Here is a 16,323-nt window from a genome sequence, read left to right on the forward strand (position 1 = left end):
GACGACGCCCCCTTGCCCGGTCAGTGCGATGTGCCCTTGAATGCCTGTGTGAGACCCGCAGAGGTTCCTCCGGCCGGTGACGTTGCTGATCGTGCTGCTGCTGGCACCACGGTGCGGCCGACCCCGCCGTGGCGCTACGCCATCGGCATGTTCGGCACGTCGATCCCGATCAACCTGATCAAGGGATCGATGATCCTGTACTACGTCGACATCCTCGGACTCGACGTGCGGGCGTACGGGATCGTCATGGTCATCTACGCGATCATCGATGCCATCGACAATCCGGTGCTCGGGTATCTCTCCGACCGCACCCGCACCCGGTTCGGCCGGCGGCGTCCCTGGTTGCTGGTCGGGGCGCCCCTGCTGGCCGCCTGCATGGTGGCGTTCTTCTCCGCTCCCGACTCGCTCGAGGGTGTCGGGCTGGTGCTGTGGTTCGCGGTGTTCGCCATCGGCTGCGAGGCGTTCGACTCGATGCTGAACGCCAACTACGGGGCGTTGCTGCCGGAACTCTTCCCGGCGGAACGGCGCCGCGCGGTGGCCAACTCGCTGCGGCAGGGCTTTCAACTCGTGGCGCTGGTGATCTCTCTCGCTGTGACGCCGCTGCTCACCACCCAGGTGTTCGGCACCGAGACCACGACCGGGGGATTCACCACTACGGCCCTCATCTACGGCGCGATCGCTGTGCTGGCGATCACCTTCATGGCGCTCTCGGTCCGGGAGAACCCACGCTATTCCACGCGGCAGCGGCCACGGTTCCTCCCTGCGATCGCTTCGGTGGTGCGTAACCCGTTGTTCTGGCAGGTGGGCCTCGTGGGGGCCTGCTACGGGATCGCGATGGCCCTGGTGCTCAGCGGTGTGCAGCTCTACGTCCGGTACAGCCTCGGCCTGCCGGTGGCCAACGCGCTCTACCTGCAAGGAGCGGTGATCGGCGTGACCGCCCTCGCGCTGCTCGGGTGGACAAGGCTGGTGGCCAGGTTCGGCGCCCCGCGGATGTGGCGGATCGCCTTCACCGTGCTGGCCGCCGGTTTCGTCGCCCTCTTCTTCGCCGCGGACCTGGTGACGGGCATCCTCGCCGGGGTCGTGCTCGGCCTCGGCTGGTCAGGCATGCTGGCCACCAACGATCTGATCGTCGCGCGTGTGCTTGACGGCGATGCCGCCCGCCATGGTGAGCATCGGGAGGGCCTGTTCCTCTCAGCCTTCGGGTTCTTCGGCCGCCTCAACGGTGTGGTCACCGGGCTCGCGCTCGCCTCGCTCGGCGTCTTCTTCGGTTACAACTCAGGAGACGACCCGGGCAACGATCCAGGCCTTGCGTTCCGGATCTACCTCACCGTGTACCCGTTCGCACTGGCGGTGATCGGCGCCATCGCGTCTCGCTTCATCCGGATCCCCGAGGCGGGAACGCCGCAGTGACCCGGTGCCTGGTCCTCACTGCCGATGACCTCGGACGCGATGACGAGACCTCGCGCGAGATCGTTGATCTGGCGAGCACCTCGCTCATCACCGCCACCACCCTGATCCCGGTGGCCCCGCGGGCGAGCGAGGCGGCCGCTCAGATCCGCCGCACCGCCGTCACCACACGCCTGCACCTGACCCTGACCAGTGAGCACGATCTGCTGCCCTGGCGCCCACTCACCGGTACGCACGCCCCCAGCCTGGTCGGTTCCGGCGGCACGCTGATGAGGGACCCGCACCGGCTCGGCGCGAGCGGCGAGACGGGCGAGGTCATCGCCGAACTGGAGGCGCAGTTGGCCTGGTCCCGCGGCCAGGGGTTGTACATCACCGCAGCCGATTCCCACGCCGGGACCCTCTACGGCCTGCACGGTCGCTCATGGCTGGAACCGGCGCTGCGGTGGTGCGCCCGGCACGGTCTGGCTTTCCGGCTTCCCCGCGATCTGGTGCCCTACCTCGGCGGACCGGCGCCCGAGCCGCTACGCAGCGCTCATGCCAGGGCCATCGCACTCGCCGACGAACTCGGCGTACGGATCCCGCAGACGATGATCACCAACCATCGCGCCCGCCCCGAGTGGGGTTCATACACCGCCTTCCGGCAGGCGATGCTCACCCAGCTCGCGGCCCTGCCCGAAGGCATCAGCGAACTCTTCCTGCACCCCACCGGTCCCTCCGCCGAGCAGCGTCCGGAGGACACGCGGCGCTGGGAGGCGAGGTTGCTGCACGATGAGACGTTCCGGGAGGCGATCCGTACCGAAGAGATCACCCTCGTGGCAGGCTGGTAGTTGTGGCTCGCACCGTTCATCGCCTCCGGCTCGGTCTCGCTGATCTTCTCCAGACGCCCTATCCCACCATTCCTTTCGATCTGCCCCCGGGGGCCGAGAGCGTGGAGGTGCGGCTGGCCTATGACACCGATGCCGCCGTCATCGACCTGGGCTGCGAAGGGCCCGCGGGCTGGCGTGGCTGGTCCGGTGGGGCACGCGATCGGTTGGTGATCGGACCTACCGCGGCCACACCGGGATACCTGCCCGGAGAACTCGAGACAGGGCAGTGGTCAGTTCAGCTCGGCCTCTATCGACTCCCGGCCGACCCCATCGAGGTCACGGTCACGGTGATCAGTCCGGCGCAGTCGCGGGTCGAACCCGAACCTGCTCCGCTGCCACCCCGCGAGGCAGCGCCCCGCGGGAGCACCCGCCGCCTTCCCGCCGAGCCCGGCCTGACCTGGTACGCAGGGGACCTGCATGCACACAGCACGCACTCCGACGGTGAGCAGTCCCTGGCCGAGCTCGCTGCGCTCGCCGTCACCGCGGGGTTGGACTTCCTGGCCGTGACCGATCACAACACCGTGTCCCATCATGGGCTGCTCCCCGCCGTCGGTGGTGCGCTCGGCATCACCTTGCTGCCCGGGCAAGAGGTGACCACCGCTCGTGGGCACGCGAACGTCTTCGGCGATGTCGGATGGATCGACTTCCGCCGGCCTGCCGCCGACTGGATCGCCGACGCCCAGGACCGCGGTGGCCTGGTGAGCATCAATCACCCACTCGAAGGCGAATGGGCGTGGCAGCACCGGCTTGCCGCACTTCCGCAGGCCCTCGAGTTGTGGCACATCACCTGGTTCCGGGATCTGCGGTCCACCGAACCATGGGGATTGTGGCCGCAGTGGCGACCGGACGCCGTCCTGCTCGGGGGGAGCGACTATCACAACCCCGATCACGGCTACCTTCCAGGGACGCCGACCACCTGGGTTGCGGCAGAATCACCAGATCCCGCGGCGATCATGGCGGCCATCGCCGCCGGCCGCACCGCGATCTCTCACCCCGGCCCCGATTCGGCGGTGCTGCTCCGAGTCGGCGATGAACTGGTTGCCCTTGGTGCCGAGGGAGCCGTTCTCACCGATGTTGACGGCCGTGCCCAGCTGGTCACCAGCCCACGGGCTCGCATCCCGCTGGACCGTGCCGGCCGGCCGCCGTACCGTCTCACGGATCCAGAGCGCCGGCTCCTCGCACTCAGTCCGTGAGGGCTACCCAGGGCTGTGCGCAACCCACCCGGGTGTGCACGGACCGGGGGATTCGTTACCTGCTGGACATGTGCTCCGCCGTCGTGGTGTGGACGACGACAGCCTGCGCTGTGGACAAGTGCGCGTGGCCGTGGATTGCCCACAGCGTGGTCCCCAGGCTGTACACAGATCGGACCCAGAAGTCCACAACAACACGCCGTTCACCTGTGGATGACACGCATGTGATCCGACACGCCAACACAACCTCTAGGGGTCTGCCGCAAGTGGCACCACTAGGTGTAGTGTCTTCCTAGTCGCACAACGTCGAGGCCGACGCAGCGGCTCCGACGAATGACACGGATGTAGTTACACGGCGGGAAGTCCGGGGGCTCCGCCATGAACGAGCACAGAATTGAAGGAAGAGGAAGGGACGCCAATCATGACCATCACCGTCTTCAGCAAGCCGGCATGTGTGCAGTGCGACGCCACGTACCGGGCGCTCAAGAAGCACGGTCTCGATTACGAGGTGGTGGACATCTCCACCGATGCCGAGGCCCTGGAGTCGGTGAAGGCCCTGGGCTACCAGCAGGCACCCGTGGTGTTCGCCGGTGGGGACCACTGGTCCGGCTTCCGCCCGGACAAGATCAAAGCGCTCGCAGCCGCTGCGGTCTCGCAGACCTCCGCTGCACTTGCCTGACCGCTTGAGCAGATGACGATGGCCGAGAGCAACACTCGGCCACCATCGAAACCTTCGCCGAACCACACGCACCAGCCAGTGGGAGTGTCACAGAAGTGACGGGCATCGTGTACTTCTCCTCCACGTCGGAGAACACGCGCCGGTTCATCGACCGGCTCGATCTCCCGGCGAGGCGGATCCCGCTGCGCGCCGGGGACGACGCGCTGCACGTGAAAGAGCCGTACGTGCTGTTCACCCCCACCTACGGCAGTGGGAACGGACGCGGTGCAGTACCCAAGCAGGTGATCCGGTTCCTCAACGATGAGAAGAACCGCTCGCTGATCCGCGGGGTGGTGGCAGCAGGGAACACGAACTTCGGTTCCGGCTACTGCCTCGCCGGGAACATCGTGGCCCGCAAGTGCCAGGTGCCCCACCTCTACAACTTCGAACTACTAGGAACCACTGAGGACGTCGTGCGCGTCCGCGAGGGATTGGGACAGTTTTGGCTGCAACAGTGACTGAGGACGCGACCGAGATCGACGCACCCGGGATGGACTACCACGGGCTCAACGCGATGTTGAATCTCTATGGTCCGAACGGGGAGATCCAGTTCTCCAAGGATCGCGAGGCGGCGCGGCAGTACTTCCTGCAGCACGTCAACCAGAACACGGTCTTCTTCCACAACCTCGCGGAGAAGCTGGACTATCTCGTTGAGCACGGCTACTACGAGACCGAGGTGCTCGAGAAGTACTCGCGCGAGTTCGTGCAGCAGCTCTTCGATCACGCCTACGCGAAGAAGTTCCGGTTCCAGACCTTCCTCGGCGCGTTCAAGTACTACACCTCGTACACGCTGAAGACCTTCGACGGCAAGCGCTATCTCGAGCGCTTCGAGGACCGGGTCGCGATGGTCGCACTCACCCTGGCCGATGGTGACGAGAGCTTTGCCATCGAGATGGTGGACGAGATCATCGCCGGGCGGTTCCAGCCGGCCACCCCCACGTTCCTGAACTCGGGCAAGAAGCAGCGCGGTGAGCCGGTCTCCTGCTTCCTGCTGCGTATCGAGGACAACATGGAGTCGATCGCGCGGGCGATCAACTCCGCCCTGCAGCTGTCCAAGCGCGGTGGTGGGGTGGCGCTCCTGCTGAGCAACATCCGTGAGCACGGTGCGCCGATCAAGAAGATCGAGAACCAGTCCTCCGGGGTGATCCCGGTGATGAAGCTGCTCGAGGACTCCTTCTCCTACGCCAATCAGCTCGGAGCACGCCAGGGTGCCGGCGCCGTCTACCTGCACGCTCACCACCCGGACATCCTGCGGTTCCTGGACACCAAGCGGGAGAACGCGGACGAGAAGATCCGGATCAAGACCCTCTCCCTGGGAGTGGTGATCCCGGACATCACCTTCGAGCTGGCGAAGAACGACGAGGACATGTACCTGTTCTCCCCGTATGACGTCGAGCGCGTGTACGGCAAGCCGTTCGCCGAGGTGAACGTCTCCGAGCACTATCGCGAGATGGTCAACGACGGTCGGATCAAGAAGAAGAAGATCAACGCGCGCGAGTTCTTCCAGACCCTCGCCGAGATCCAGTTCGAGTCGGGTTACCCGTACGTGATGTTCGAGGACACGGTGAACCGGGCGAACCCGATCGCCGGCAAGATCACCCACTCGAACCTGTGCTCGGAGATCCTGCAGGTCTCTACGGCGTCGACCTACAACGACGACCTCTCCTACAACCACGTGGGCAAGGACATCTCCTGCAACCTGGGCTCGATGAACATTGCGCTCTCGATGGACTCACCGGACCTGGGCAAGACGGTGGGTACGGCGATCCGGGCGCTGACGGCGGTCTCGGACCAGACCCACATCTGGTCCGTCCCCTCGATCGAGCAGGGCAACAACGACTCCCACGCCATCGGCCTCGGGCAGATGAACCTGCATGGCTACCTCGCCCGGGAGCGGATCCACTACGGGTCCGACGAGGGCGTGGACTTCACGAACATGTACTTCTACACGGTGCTCTTCCACGCGCTGACGGAGTCGAACAAGCTGGCCATCGAGCGCGGGAAAGCGTTCAAGGGTTTCGAGAACTCCACCTATGCCTCTGGGGCGTTCTTCGACAAGTACCTCAATGAGACCTGGGAGCCGGCCACCGAGCGGGTGCGCCAGCTGTTCGACGAGGCCGGCGTGCGCCTGCCCACGCGTGCGGACTGGGTGGCGCTGAAGGCGTCGGTGCAGGAGCACGGCATCTACAACCAGAACCTGCAGGCCGTTCCGCCGACCGGCTCGATCTCCTACATCAACAACTCCACCTCCTCGATCCACCCGGTGGCCTCGAAGATCGAGATCCGCAAGGAAGGCAAGATCGGGCGGGTCTACTACCCGGCGCCCTTCCTGACGAACGACAACCTCGAGTACTTCCAGGACGCCTACGAGATCGGCTACGAGAAGGTCATCGACACCTACGCCGCGGCCACCCAGCACGTGGACCAGGGGCTCAGTCTGACGCTCTTCTTCAAGGACACGGTGACCACGCGTGAGGTGAATAAGGCGCAGATCTACGCCTGGAAGAAGGGCATCAAGACGCTCTACTACATCCGGCTCCGTCAGCTCGCGCTGGAGGGGACTGAGGTGGAAGGTTGCGTCAGCTGCATGCTGTAGCTGACGACGGCGGCGCGCACCACGCGTGAGACCGTCACCTCGTGCATCACCCACTCGTCGCGTGAACCAAGGAGCAGCACCCGTGTCAGAGAAGCTCAAGCTCGTCAGCAGAGTGTCGGCCATCAACTGGAACCGGATCCAGGACGAGAAGGACGTTGAGGTGTGGAACCGCCTCGTGAACAACTTCTGGTTGCCGGAGAAGGTGCCGCTGTCCAACGACATCCAGTCCTGGCACACGCTCACCGAGGCCGAGCAGCTGATGACCACACGGGTGTTCACCGGGCTGACCATGCTGGACACCATCCAGGGGACCGTGGGTGCGGTCTCGCTGATCCCGGACGCGCTGACTCCGCACGAGGAGGCCGTCTACACGAACATCGCGTTCATGGAGTCGGTGCACGCGAAGAGCTACTCCTCGATCTTCTCCACGCTCATCTCCACGGCCGAGATCGATGAGGCGTTCCGCTGGACCGAGGAGAACGAGAGCCTGCAGCGCAAGGCTGAAATCGTGCTGCAGTACTACCGCGGCGACGACCCGCTCAAGCGCAAGGTCGCCTCCACGATGCTCGAATCCTTCCTGTTCTACTCGGGCTTCTACGCACCGATGTACTGGTCCTCACGCGCCAAGTTGACCAACACCGCGGACCTGATCCGGCTGATCATCCGGGACGAGGCGGTGCACGGGTACTACATCGGCTACAAGTACCAGAAGGGCCTGGAGTTGGAGACGCCGCAGCGGCGCCAAGAGCTCAAGGACTACACCTTCGAGTTGCTCTTCGAGCTCTACGACAACGAAGAGGACTACACCGAGGCGCTCTACGACCCGCTCGGCCTCACCGAAGACGTCAAAGCGTTCCTGCGCTACAACGCGAACAAGGCGCTGATGAACCTCGGCTACGAGGGAATGTTCCCCAAGGAAGCCACCGCGGTGAACCCGGCGATCCTGTCCTCACTCTCCCCGAACGCCGACGAGAACCACGACTTCTTCTCCGGGTCCGGCTCGTCCTACGTGATCGGTAAGGCGGTTAACACCGAGGACGAGGACTGGGACTTCTGATCCAGTGAGATCCCGGTGTTGTGCGCCGTCTGTTACCGCACGGAAGCCGTGACGGTGAACTTCGGATTACGCACGATCTGTCGCGTGGTGCCGACGAGCGCCTCCAGTTGCGGCCGGTAGCGCAGGTGCGAGTTCCACACGCACCACAGCTCGCCACCGGGTCGCAGCACGCGGGCCGCGTCGGCGAACAGGCGTGGTGCGATCCGAGCGGTGACGGCAGCGCCGGAGTGGAACGGCGGATTGAGCAGAATCAGGTCGGCCGACGCGGCGGGCTGGGAGCCGAGTGCGTCGTCTCGGACCACGGTGACGCCGGACCGCCCGCCGAGAGCTGAGTGCGGAATCGATCCGCTCGCTGCGGCCACTCCGTTGGCCATGGCCGTCGCGGTTGCCGAGGCGATGGCAGCGGCGGAGTGGTCGGTGGCGATCACCCGCGCATCTGGGTGCGCCAGTGCGTACGACACCGCGAGGACGCCCGTGCCGCACCCCAGGTCGATCACCTGTGACGCGTCCGGCGCCTGGTCGAGCACGCTGAGCAGCAGACGCGTGCCGATGTCGACGCCCGCGCCTGCGAACGCGGCGCCGTGTGCGCAGATCGTCAGTCCTGTCGCTTCGTCGCGTTCCGCACGCGGCCAGGCCGGCGCGCCGGGGCGATCGGAGGTTCCGCTCGTGCCCGGCCGTTCGGTGGTGGGGCGTACGCGGGCTTGAGGGTCCGATGCACGCAGTACCCGCGACTTGCCGACGCCCCGGTCGGCCGTGACCGTGCCGAAATGCCTGGCCAGCACACCGTTCATCGCGGGCGTCATGTGCTTCACTCGCCCGCCCGCAACGACGCGAACCGCCGGGTCGGCGTGGTCCGCAATGAGGCCCGCGATCTCGTCGAGTGCGCCGAGCGACCGCGGTAGTTGGATCAGCACGAGCGTCGCGCCCGCGAACAGGTCGCCGTCCAGCTGGTGCCAGCTCGCCCCTGGCACCACGATGCTGTCGACGTCCGACGCCTGCGCCAGCCCGACGGCAACCGCGTTCAGCCGCGCCGCCCGTTCTCCGGTGAGGGCGTCCTGATGCACCTGCACCCGGAAGCCCGCGGCAGCTAGCGGCAGCGCGAGCGCACCATACCGATCCCCCACCACGACCACGCTCGCGACGTGCGCAGGTGTCGTGGACTCTTGCCGTTGCGGACGTTCGAGTGCGGGAGACGTGCGCATCTCGCGAGCAGGATCGAGGCCGGCCGATTCCAGAATCAGCCGGTCGCTTGCGTCGGCCGCCACCAGATCGTGCGCCTCGACATCCGGCCGCCGTCGCATGCGTGGGGCGAACGCGTCGAACGTTTCGCGGACCGTCGACGCCATACCGTCCACACTAGGGCACCTCGACCGTGCATCCGCTGGCGTCCGCCCGGACACCGGCTTCGTCGTCCTCGGGCTGACCTCGTGCTCAATCCTGAGATCAGGAGAATCACAGCGCCATCGACGGTTGCGGCGTTCGCCGACCTTGTCGTCGAACTGCGTGAGCCGGGCTGGATAGGTGCCGAGGTCGGTACTCCTGCCCGCACCGTCTCACGGGTGCATGCGTGATCGTCGATACCTTCCGCTTGACCTCAAGATAACTTGAGGTCCTACTTTCGGACAGGCCGCCAACTCTGGTGGCGCGGACACGATCCGCTCTGTCATACGCACCGAAAGACGACCCCATGACTCTGAAGCCCGAACGCGCTGCTCTCGACGGCAGTTGGCGTGAACTGCTCGGCAGCCGTTATGCACCGATTGCCTCGGTACTCGCTGGTGGTGTGCTGTTGGAGGCGAGCAATGTGTACCTCACCACCAGCCTCCTGCCGACGATCGTGGGGGAGATCGGCGGTGCGGAGTTCTACGCGTGGACGATGATGACGTTCCTGCTGGCGTCAGTGGTGAGCGCAATGCTGGTGAGCAGGATTCTGACTCGGCATGGGGCCGTGCGCGCGTACGTGCTGGCGCTCGGGTTGTTCGCGGTGGGGTCGTTGCTGTGCGCGGCGAGTCCATGGATGTCGGCGTTGTTGTTCGGACGCGCGGTGCAGGGTCTCGGTGGTGGTCTGCTCGCGGGACTCGGGTATGCGCTGATCCAGCGGGCCCTACCGGAGCGGCTGTGGGCGCGGGGTGCGGCGTTGATGTCCGCGATGTGGGGTGTGGGCAATATCGTGGGCCCGGTCGTCGGGGGCCTGTTCGCGCAGCTTGAGGCGTGGCGGCTCGCGTTCGTCGCACTTGCTGTCGTGACGGCGCTGATCGGCGTCGTCGCGGTTCGGGCTCTTCCGCGCACGGCGCGGGGTCGGTCGAGCGATCCGGTGCCGTGGACCTCGTTGGGGGTGCTCGCGGGCGGTGTGGGCGCCGTAGGTATCGCGAGCGTCGTGCCGAGCGGCGCGGGCACCGTGACGGCCCTCGTCGTCGGTGTCGGTCTGTGTGCCTGGTTCGTCCGTCACGAGCGCCGGGGCGGCAACGGCATCCTGCCGCGGGTGACGTTCGCCAGCGGGTCTTCGCTCGGGTGGGTCTACCTGACCGTCGCGGTGCTGGCTTTCGCGATCGGCACCGAGGCGTTCATCCCGCTGTTCGGCCAAGAGGTCGGCGGTCTGATCCCATTCGTCGCCGGCCTGCTCGGAGCGGCGCTGTCGTTGGGGTGGTCCTTGACGCAGATCTTCACCGCCAACGCCACCGGCATCCGCTCTCGTCGCATCCTGACCGCTGCCGGGCCGCTCGTCGTCGCGCTCGGACTCGCCGCCTACGGCCTGCTCCAGCACGAAGGACCCTCAACCCTGGTCATCGTGCTCTGGTTCATCACGCTGTTCGTGGCCGGTGCCGGCATCGGGTTCGGATTCCCACACCTCACCGTCGCGGCTCTCGGCAGCACGACCGATGAGGAGGAGGGCGCCAAAGCCGCCGCGGCAGTGAACACCGTGTTCATCATCGCAAGTGCCTTCAGCGCCGCACTCGCCGGCGTTCTGGTCAACATCGCCACACCCGACTACGTCGGATCCGCCCAGCTTCTGCTGTTCGTGTTCGCCGGTATCACCGCATTCGGGATCTTCATCGCGCGCGGCGCGAGCCAGGGCATCGGAACCCGACCCTCGACCGACGCCGACGAGCGGGTGACGGCATGAGCCGCGACCACTGCCTCGAGTCATCGTGAGGTCAAGGGAGAGGCGGAGATGTCGTTAGAGCCGGATGACCTGCTCGCGATCGGTGAGGTGACACGGCGAACCGGCGTGCCGGCATCTGCCCTGCACTTCTACGAGCAGCTGGGCCTCATCGCTTCCACACGCACCGCAGGCAATCAGCGCCGGTACCGACGGCACATGCTTCGGCGCATTTCATTGGTCGTGGTCGCGAAGCGGCTCGGCATCCCGCTGAGCGATGTGCAGGAGGTCTTCCAGGGACTGCCGCTCGATGACCCGCCATCACAGCGTGACTGGCGGCGGGTCGCTCAGGTGTGGCGTGCGGAGCTGGAGGCACGGCGCACTCAACTCGACCGCCTCCAGCGTGAACTCACGGGATGCATTGGCTGCGGCTGCCTGTCGCTCAAGGCCTGCCGGTTGCTCAATCCCGACGATGCGCTGGGCGGCGACGGGCCGGGGCCACGTCGCATCTGAGGTGTTCTCGGCCCGTCGCTTCGTCCCAGCACGCTGTCCGGCCCTGACCGCAGACTATTTGCCTCCGGTGGTGGCGATGCCTTTGACGAGGTATTTCTGTCCGAGCATGAAGGCGAGGAACATGGGGATCAGGGAGACGATGGACATGGCGAACATGGCTCCCCAGTTGGAGCCGGAGGTGGCGTCGAGGAAGGATTTCAGGGCGACGGGGACGGTGTACATGTCGGGGGAGGTGAGGTAGATCAGGGAGGTGAAGAAGTCGCTCCACATCCAGATGAAGGTGAAGATGGCTGTGGTTGCTAGTGCGGGGATCATCAGGGGGATGAGGACTTGACCGAAGATGCGTGGGTGGCCGGCGCCGTCGATGCGGGCTGCTTCGTCGAGGTCTTTGGGGATGCCGCGGATGAACTGGACCATGAGGAAGACGAAGAATGCGTCGGTGGCGAGGAATTTTGGTAGGACCAGGGGCAGGAATGTGTTCACCATGTCGAAGCTGTTGAACAGGATGTACTGGGGGACCACGACGACGTGGAAGGGCAGCATGATCGTCATGAGCATGATCGCGAACCAGATGCCGCGTCCGCGGAATTTCAGTCGGGCGAAGGCGTAGGCGGCGAGGGAGCAGGAGATCAGGTTCCCCAGGATCGCTCCACCGACGACGATGGCGGAGTTGACCAGGTAGTAGTCGAAGGGGTGGGCTAGGGCGAACCAGCCTTCGGTGTAGTTCTCCAGGTAGAGCTCGTTAACCCATAGCCCGGGGGTGCGGAAGATGACCTCGGTGGGGCGCAGGGAGCTGACGATCATCCATAGCAGTGGGTAGATCATCAGCAGGGTCGCGCCGATCAGCACTGCGTGCTTACCCAGACTGCGTGCCAGGGTGGCGGGCCCGCCCTCGCGTTTGGACGTTGCGGTGTCGATACCGCCGGAGATGTGCGTGCGGGTCTCAGTCATCGTAGAACACCCAGTATTTGGAGGCGAAGAAGTTGATCGCGGTGAAGGTGGCGATGATCAGCAGTAGCAGCCATCCCATCGCGGAGGCGTATCCCATGTTGAACCGGGTGAAGCCCTGTTCGTAGAGGTAGAGGGTGTAGAACAGGGTCGAGTCCGAAGGTCCGCCGGTGCCGTTGGAGACCACGAACGCCTGGGTAAAGGACTGGAACGCGTTGATGATCTGCAGGACCAGGTTGAAGAACACGATCGGCGATAGCAGCGGCATCGTGATCTGGGTGAACTTGCGCCAGCGTCCGGCCCCGTCCAGGGACGAGGCCTCGTAGTACATCACCGGGATCTGACGCAGCCCGGCGAGGAAGATCACCATCGGGGAACCGAAGGTCCACACGTTCAACAGGATCAGCGTCCACAACGCGGTATCGGGATCCGAGACGTATCCGGTGTTCGCCTCCACACCCAGCAGCTGCAGGATCTGGTTCACCAGGCCGGTGGTGCCGAAGATCTGGCGCCACAGCAACGCGATCGCGACCGAGGAGCCCAGCATCGAGGGCAGATAGAACACCGACCGGTAGAACGCCAGCCCGCGCATGCCCTTATCGAGCAGCATCGCCACACCCAGAGCCAGCGCCAACTGCAACGGCACACCCACGAACACGTAGATGAACGTGACCTTCAACGACTGATGCAACCGCGAATCGGTCACCATCGCCTGCCAGTTATCCAAGCCCAGGAAATTCGGCGGCTGCAGCAACGCGTAATCAGTCAAGGACAAATACAACGACGCCAACATCGGCCCCAGGGTGAAAACGAACAACCCCACCAGCCACGGCAACAAGAACAGGTACCCAGCCCTGTTATCGCGCCCATTCTCCTTACGCCGCGCCGCCCGCTCCTGCGGAGTGAGAGCCTTACGGCCCCCACCCAGCTTGGACAGCTCAGAAATCGCACTCATCAGGCCAGGGCTGCCGTGAGTTCGTCGACGAATTGCTGTGCGGCATCGGCTGCGGAAGCGTTCCCGAACAGCATGTCGTTCCCGTGCCGGGCCATGATCGTTCCGAACTGGCCACCTCCGGGGGGTGGCGCGATCGGCGTGTCGGCGAGCTCGGGCTCGATGGCCTCGATGAACTCCGAGACGCGCTGCTGGGCACCGGAGAGGTTCGGGCGGATGGCCGCAGAGATCTCGCCGTTCGGCGGAATGCCCCGCTCGGCCAATTCGATCTCAGCTGCCGTCATGGAGTTCATCCACCAGTTGATCAGCGCTACCGCACCCTCCGGATCCTCGGTGGTGGCCGAGGCCGACCACAGCATGGACGCCTTGTACCAGGCCATCCGCTGGGCGGCGCTGCCATCGATGCTCGGGAAGCGCAGGAGCTGGCGCTCACTGCCGCCCGATGTCTCCACGGCCTCGAGCTGGTTCGACCAGATCATTGACATCGCGGTGCGGCCGACGATGAAGTCCTGCTGGTCCAGGGGCTTGCTGGAGTCCTCCTCGATCTGCGAGGCGCTCGGGATAGCACCGTCGTCAGACCACTGTTGCTGCATCCCGAACCACGCGCGTGCGTCATCAACGGTGAAGCCGATCTGGTTGCCCTCGACGAACAACTCCTTGCCCTGCTGGCGCAGCCAGGCGCTGAACATGGCGTCGTTGCTGATGATCGCGGAACTGCCGATGGCCTCGCCACTGTCCGAGATGGCGACGGCGATGTCGTGCCAGTCCTCCCAGGTCCAGGTGGTGTCATCGGGAATATCGACCCCTGCTGCCTCGAAGATCTCCGGATTGATCATCACGGTGGGTGTGTTGATCCCCGCGTTGACGCCGTAGAGCGTGTCCTCGATGATCCCGGAGCCGACGGTTCCTTCGATGAAGTTCTCGGTGTCTGCCCCGTACTCGGCCAGATCCAGCAGCGCCCCACGCTGGCCGTACTCGCTGATGTAGGCCATATCCATCTGGATGATGTCAGGAGCTGTGCCGCCGGCGGTCTGGGTCGCGAGGCGGTCCCAGTAGCTGGCCCACTCCCCCGGCTGCGGTTCGACGGTGACGCCGGAGTTCTCCTCCATGTACGCGTCGAGTGCTTCCGTGGTGTTCGCATTGCGCACTTCGTTGCCCCACCAGGTGAACTGCAGGGTCCCCGAAGCGCCGGGCTCACCCGAGCCTCCTTCGTTGCCACCTCCGCGGCGGCAACCAGCGAGGGTGGCCCCGGTAGCGCCCAGGGCGCCCATAGCCAAAATGTGTCGACGGCTGAGCTCCATCACCGTCTCCTTTCATCGTCGAAAGTCGCATGCCGGGCGGCACACGGTGACCATAACCGGGGTCCACGGCATCTGCGCGGGCAGTTGCCAAGTATTGCCTTGGCTGGCGTAACGGCCGCCCTTGTCGCCTTGGCCTGGTCACCTCAGGCCCTGCCGGGATCGCGCAGTGACGACGTTCGGCCGGACCGCAGCGTCTCAGCGCGCACCTACCCTTGACGTCTTTGAAACTATTCGATATATCTAATGCGTTGCCAGGTCGAGCCGAGGAGATCCCATGCCGCATCCGCTCCGGAATCAGATCGATCCGGTGCTGCTCGATTCGCTGGTCGCTGCGGCTCGCGACCAACTCGGCCACACCGCTGCGATCATGTTCGGCGAGGCAATGCGGCGCACCCTCAGCGACGCCGTCGTGCTCGCTGAGGACGGCACTGCGTTCGTGCTCACCGGCGACATCCCCGCCATGTGGCTGCGGGACTCCGCTGCCCAGATGCGCCCCTACGTGGCGTTGGCCCATCTCGATGACGGCCTCGCCGACCTGGTTGCCGCGATCGTGCGGCGTCAGTGGGATCAGCTGGTGCGCGATCCGTATGCGAACGCCTTCAACAACGGTCCCACCGGCGCCGGGCATCAGGGGGACCAGACGGCCATGACACCGTGGACCTGGGAGCGCAAGTACGAGGTGGATTCGCTCGCCTTCCCCATCCAGCTCGCGCACCAGCTGTGGCTGGCCACCGGACGCCGGGATCATCTGGACGCGACCTTCGCCGAGGCGGCCCGCAGGGTGATCGAGACGATCCGCACCGAGCAGGATCACACCGCTCGATCGGACTACTCCTTCGAACGCACCGAGGCGGGCGCGGGACCGCTGGACACCCTGACCCGAGGCGGCCAGGGCTCACCGGTCGCAGTGACCGGGATGACGTGGAGCGCCTTTCGCCCCAGCGACGATGCGTGCACCTACCACTACAACGTGCCCGGCAACCTGTTCGCCGCCGCGTCCCTGCGCGCGCTCGCCGAACTCGCCGAGGACGCTCGTGAGGAGGCGGTCGACGGCCTCACCCGTGCCGGCCTGGCCGCCGACGCCCGCACCCTGGCCGAGGAGATCGAAGCCGCCGTGGCCACCCACGCCCGGGGGCAGAGCGACCACGGCACTGTCTGGGCGTACGAGGTGGACGGGCTCGGGCACCAGCTGCTCACCGACGATGCCAATATGCCCAGCCTGCTCTCGCTCCCGCTGACCGGTGGCATCGACCCGGCCGACCCCACCTATCGGGCCACCCGTGATCTGGTGCTCAGCCGGACCAACCCGACCTACGCCGTCGGCGCCACGGGTGACGGCGTGGGCAGCCCACACACCCCGCCCCGCTACGTGTGGCCGATCGCCACCGCCGTACGAGGCCTGACGGCGCCCGACCGTGAGGAAGCGCTGCACTGCCTGGAGCTGCTGGTCGCCACCCAGGGCGCCCGGGGGCGGATGAGCGAGTCCTATCACGTGGATGACCCCGGGCAGTTCACCCGGGAGTGGTTCTCCTGGGCGGACTCGATGTTCTGCGAGCTGGTGCTGCACCTGCTCGGGCACCACGTACCGGACCGCACCACCACGCGAGCGGAACGGTCCGCCGTCAACGGATAGACAGGCGGCCGCCGGCCGCGCACCTGATCGACGAAGGAGACG

14 protein-coding genes are annotated in these 16,323 nt (G+C 65.7%); 10 read left to right on the forward strand and 4 right to left on the reverse strand.

The window, feature by feature from the left end; all coding sequences use genetic code 11:
* The first annotated feature begins 48 nt into the window (after positions 1-48).
* The 7 genes from LQF10_RS00830 (at position 49) to nrdF (ending at position 7,834) form a co-directional block, all read left to right on the forward strand.
* Positions 49-1,410: an MFS transporter gene (locus LQF10_RS00830; RefSeq protein ID WP_231065620.1), complete on the forward strand. Its 1,362-nt coding sequence runs from the start codon at positions 49-51 to the stop codon at positions 1,408-1,410.
* Entirely contained in the window at positions 1,407-2,234 is an 828-nt protein-coding gene (locus LQF10_RS00835) for a ChbG/HpnK family deacetylase (RefSeq protein WP_231065621.1), read from the forward strand. Before LQF10_RS00830 ends, LQF10_RS00835 begins: the two co-directional genes overlap by 4 nt.
* Before the next feature lie 2 nt (positions 2,235-2,236).
* On the forward strand, positions 2,237-3,466 hold the full coding sequence (locus LQF10_RS00840; protein WP_231065622.1) for a CehA/McbA family metallohydrolase: 1,230 nt from the start codon (positions 2,237-2,239) through the stop codon (positions 3,464-3,466).
* Between the two features lie 418 nt (positions 3,467-3,884).
* A complete protein-coding gene (gene nrdH / locus LQF10_RS00845) occupies positions 3,885-4,142 on the forward strand; it encodes a glutaredoxin-like protein NrdH (RefSeq protein WP_231065623.1) in 258 nt (85 codons plus the stop codon).
* Positions 4,143-4,237: 95 nt separating this feature from the next.
* A complete protein-coding gene (gene nrdI, locus LQF10_RS00850; protein ID WP_231065624.1) occupies positions 4,238-4,639 on the forward strand; it encodes a class Ib ribonucleoside-diphosphate reductase assembly flavoprotein NrdI in 402 nt (133 codons plus the stop codon).
* A gap of 32 nt (positions 4,640-4,671) precedes the next feature.
* Positions 4,672-6,777 carry a class 1b ribonucleoside-diphosphate reductase subunit alpha gene (nrdE, locus tag LQF10_RS00855; protein ID WP_231067396.1) on the forward strand — a complete coding sequence of 702 codons (2,106 nt, stop codon included), beginning with the start codon at positions 4,672-4,674 and terminating at the stop codon, positions 6,775-6,777.
* 82 nt (positions 6,778-6,859) lie between these two features.
* Positions 6,860-7,834, forward strand: a complete 975-nt coding sequence (nrdF, locus tag LQF10_RS00860) for a class 1b ribonucleoside-diphosphate reductase subunit beta (RefSeq protein WP_231065625.1) — start codon at positions 6,860-6,862, stop codon at positions 7,832-7,834.
* A gap of 32 nt (positions 7,835-7,866) precedes the next feature.
* On the opposite strand, the gene LQF10_RS00865 is transcribed toward nrdF, so the two are convergent.
* The gene (locus tag LQF10_RS00865; RefSeq protein ID WP_231065626.1) at positions 7,867-9,180 is read right to left on the reverse strand and encodes a class I SAM-dependent methyltransferase; all 1,314 of its coding nucleotides are present in this window, start codon (positions 9,178-9,180) and stop codon (positions 7,867-7,869) included.
* Positions 9,181-9,521: 341 nt separating this feature from the next.
* Here LQF10_RS00865 and LQF10_RS00870 point away from each other — a divergent pair, with 341 nt between their 5' ends.
* Together LQF10_RS00870 and soxR are read left to right on the forward strand one after the other, a co-directional pair.
* Complete coding sequence (locus tag LQF10_RS00870) at positions 9,522-10,958, forward strand: MFS transporter (RefSeq protein ID WP_231065627.1); 1,437 nt, start codon at positions 9,522-9,524, stop codon at positions 10,956-10,958.
* A 48-nt stretch (positions 10,959-11,006) separates the two neighbouring features.
* Positions 11,007-11,447, forward strand: coding sequence for a redox-sensitive transcriptional activator SoxR (gene soxR / locus LQF10_RS00875; RefSeq protein WP_231065628.1), 441 nt, complete (start codon positions 11,007-11,009; stop codon positions 11,445-11,447).
* A gap of 54 nt (positions 11,448-11,501) precedes the next feature.
* Here soxR and LQF10_RS00880 read toward each other — a convergent pair whose 3' ends face one another.
* From LQF10_RS00880 to LQF10_RS00890, 3 genes are read right to left on the reverse strand one after another with little or no spacing between them, the layout of a single operon-like run.
* A complete protein-coding gene (locus LQF10_RS00880) occupies positions 11,502-12,398 on the reverse strand; it encodes a carbohydrate ABC transporter permease (protein WP_231065629.1) in 897 nt (298 codons plus the stop codon).
* A complete protein-coding gene (locus LQF10_RS00885) occupies positions 12,391-13,350 on the reverse strand; it encodes a carbohydrate ABC transporter permease (protein ID WP_231065630.1) in 960 nt (319 codons plus the stop codon). Before LQF10_RS00885 ends, LQF10_RS00880 begins: the two co-directional genes overlap by 8 nt.
* Positions 13,350-14,648, reverse strand: coding sequence for an ABC transporter substrate-binding protein (locus LQF10_RS00890; RefSeq protein WP_231065631.1), 1,299 nt, complete (start codon positions 14,646-14,648; stop codon positions 13,350-13,352). The genes LQF10_RS00885 and LQF10_RS00890 overlap by 1 nt, the downstream gene beginning before the upstream one ends.
* 274 nt (positions 14,649-14,922) lie before the next feature.
* Here LQF10_RS00890 and LQF10_RS00895 point away from each other — a divergent pair, with 274 nt between their 5' ends.
* Complete coding sequence (locus LQF10_RS00895) at positions 14,923-16,281, forward strand: glycoside hydrolase family 125 protein (protein ID WP_231065632.1); 1,359 nt, start codon at positions 14,923-14,925, stop codon at positions 16,279-16,281.
* The last annotated feature ends 42 nt before the right edge of the window (positions 16,282-16,323 follow it).

The sequence above is a fragment of the Ruania halotolerans genome, from assembly GCF_021049285.1.
Classification (GTDB): domain Bacteria; phylum Actinomycetota; class Actinomycetes; order Actinomycetales; family Beutenbergiaceae; genus Ruania; species Ruania halotolerans.

Coding starts and splice junctions, on each gene's coding strand:
- LQF10_RS00880 (WP_231065629.1), bottom strand. CDS start 12,398: ATGACTGAGACCCGCACGCACATCTCCGGCGGTATCGACACCGCAACG.
- LQF10_RS00865 (WP_231065626.1), bottom strand. CDS start 9,180: ATGGCGTCGACGGTCCGCGAAACGTTCGACGCGTTCGCCCCACGCATG.
- nrdE (WP_231067396.1), top strand. CDS start 4,672: ATGGACTACCACGGGCTCAACGCGATGTTGAATCTCTATGGTCCGAAC.
- LQF10_RS00870 (WP_231065627.1), top strand. CDS start 9,522: ATGACTCTGAAGCCCGAACGCGCTGCTCTCGACGGCAGTTGGCGTGAA.
- soxR (WP_231065628.1), top strand. CDS start 11,007: ATGTCGTTAGAGCCGGATGACCTGCTCGCGATCGGTGAGGTGACACGG.
- LQF10_RS00895 (WP_231065632.1), top strand. CDS start 14,923: ATGCCGCATCCGCTCCGGAATCAGATCGATCCGGTGCTGCTCGATTCG.
- LQF10_RS00890 (WP_231065631.1), bottom strand. CDS start 14,648: ATGGAGCTCAGCCGTCGACACATTTTGGCTATGGGCGCCCTGGGCGCT.
- nrdH (WP_231065623.1), top strand. CDS start 3,885: ATGACCATCACCGTCTTCAGCAAGCCGGCATGTGTGCAGTGCGACGCC.
- LQF10_RS00885 (WP_231065630.1), bottom strand. CDS start 13,350: ATGAGTGCGATTTCTGAGCTGTCCAAGCTGGGTGGGGGCCGTAAGGCT.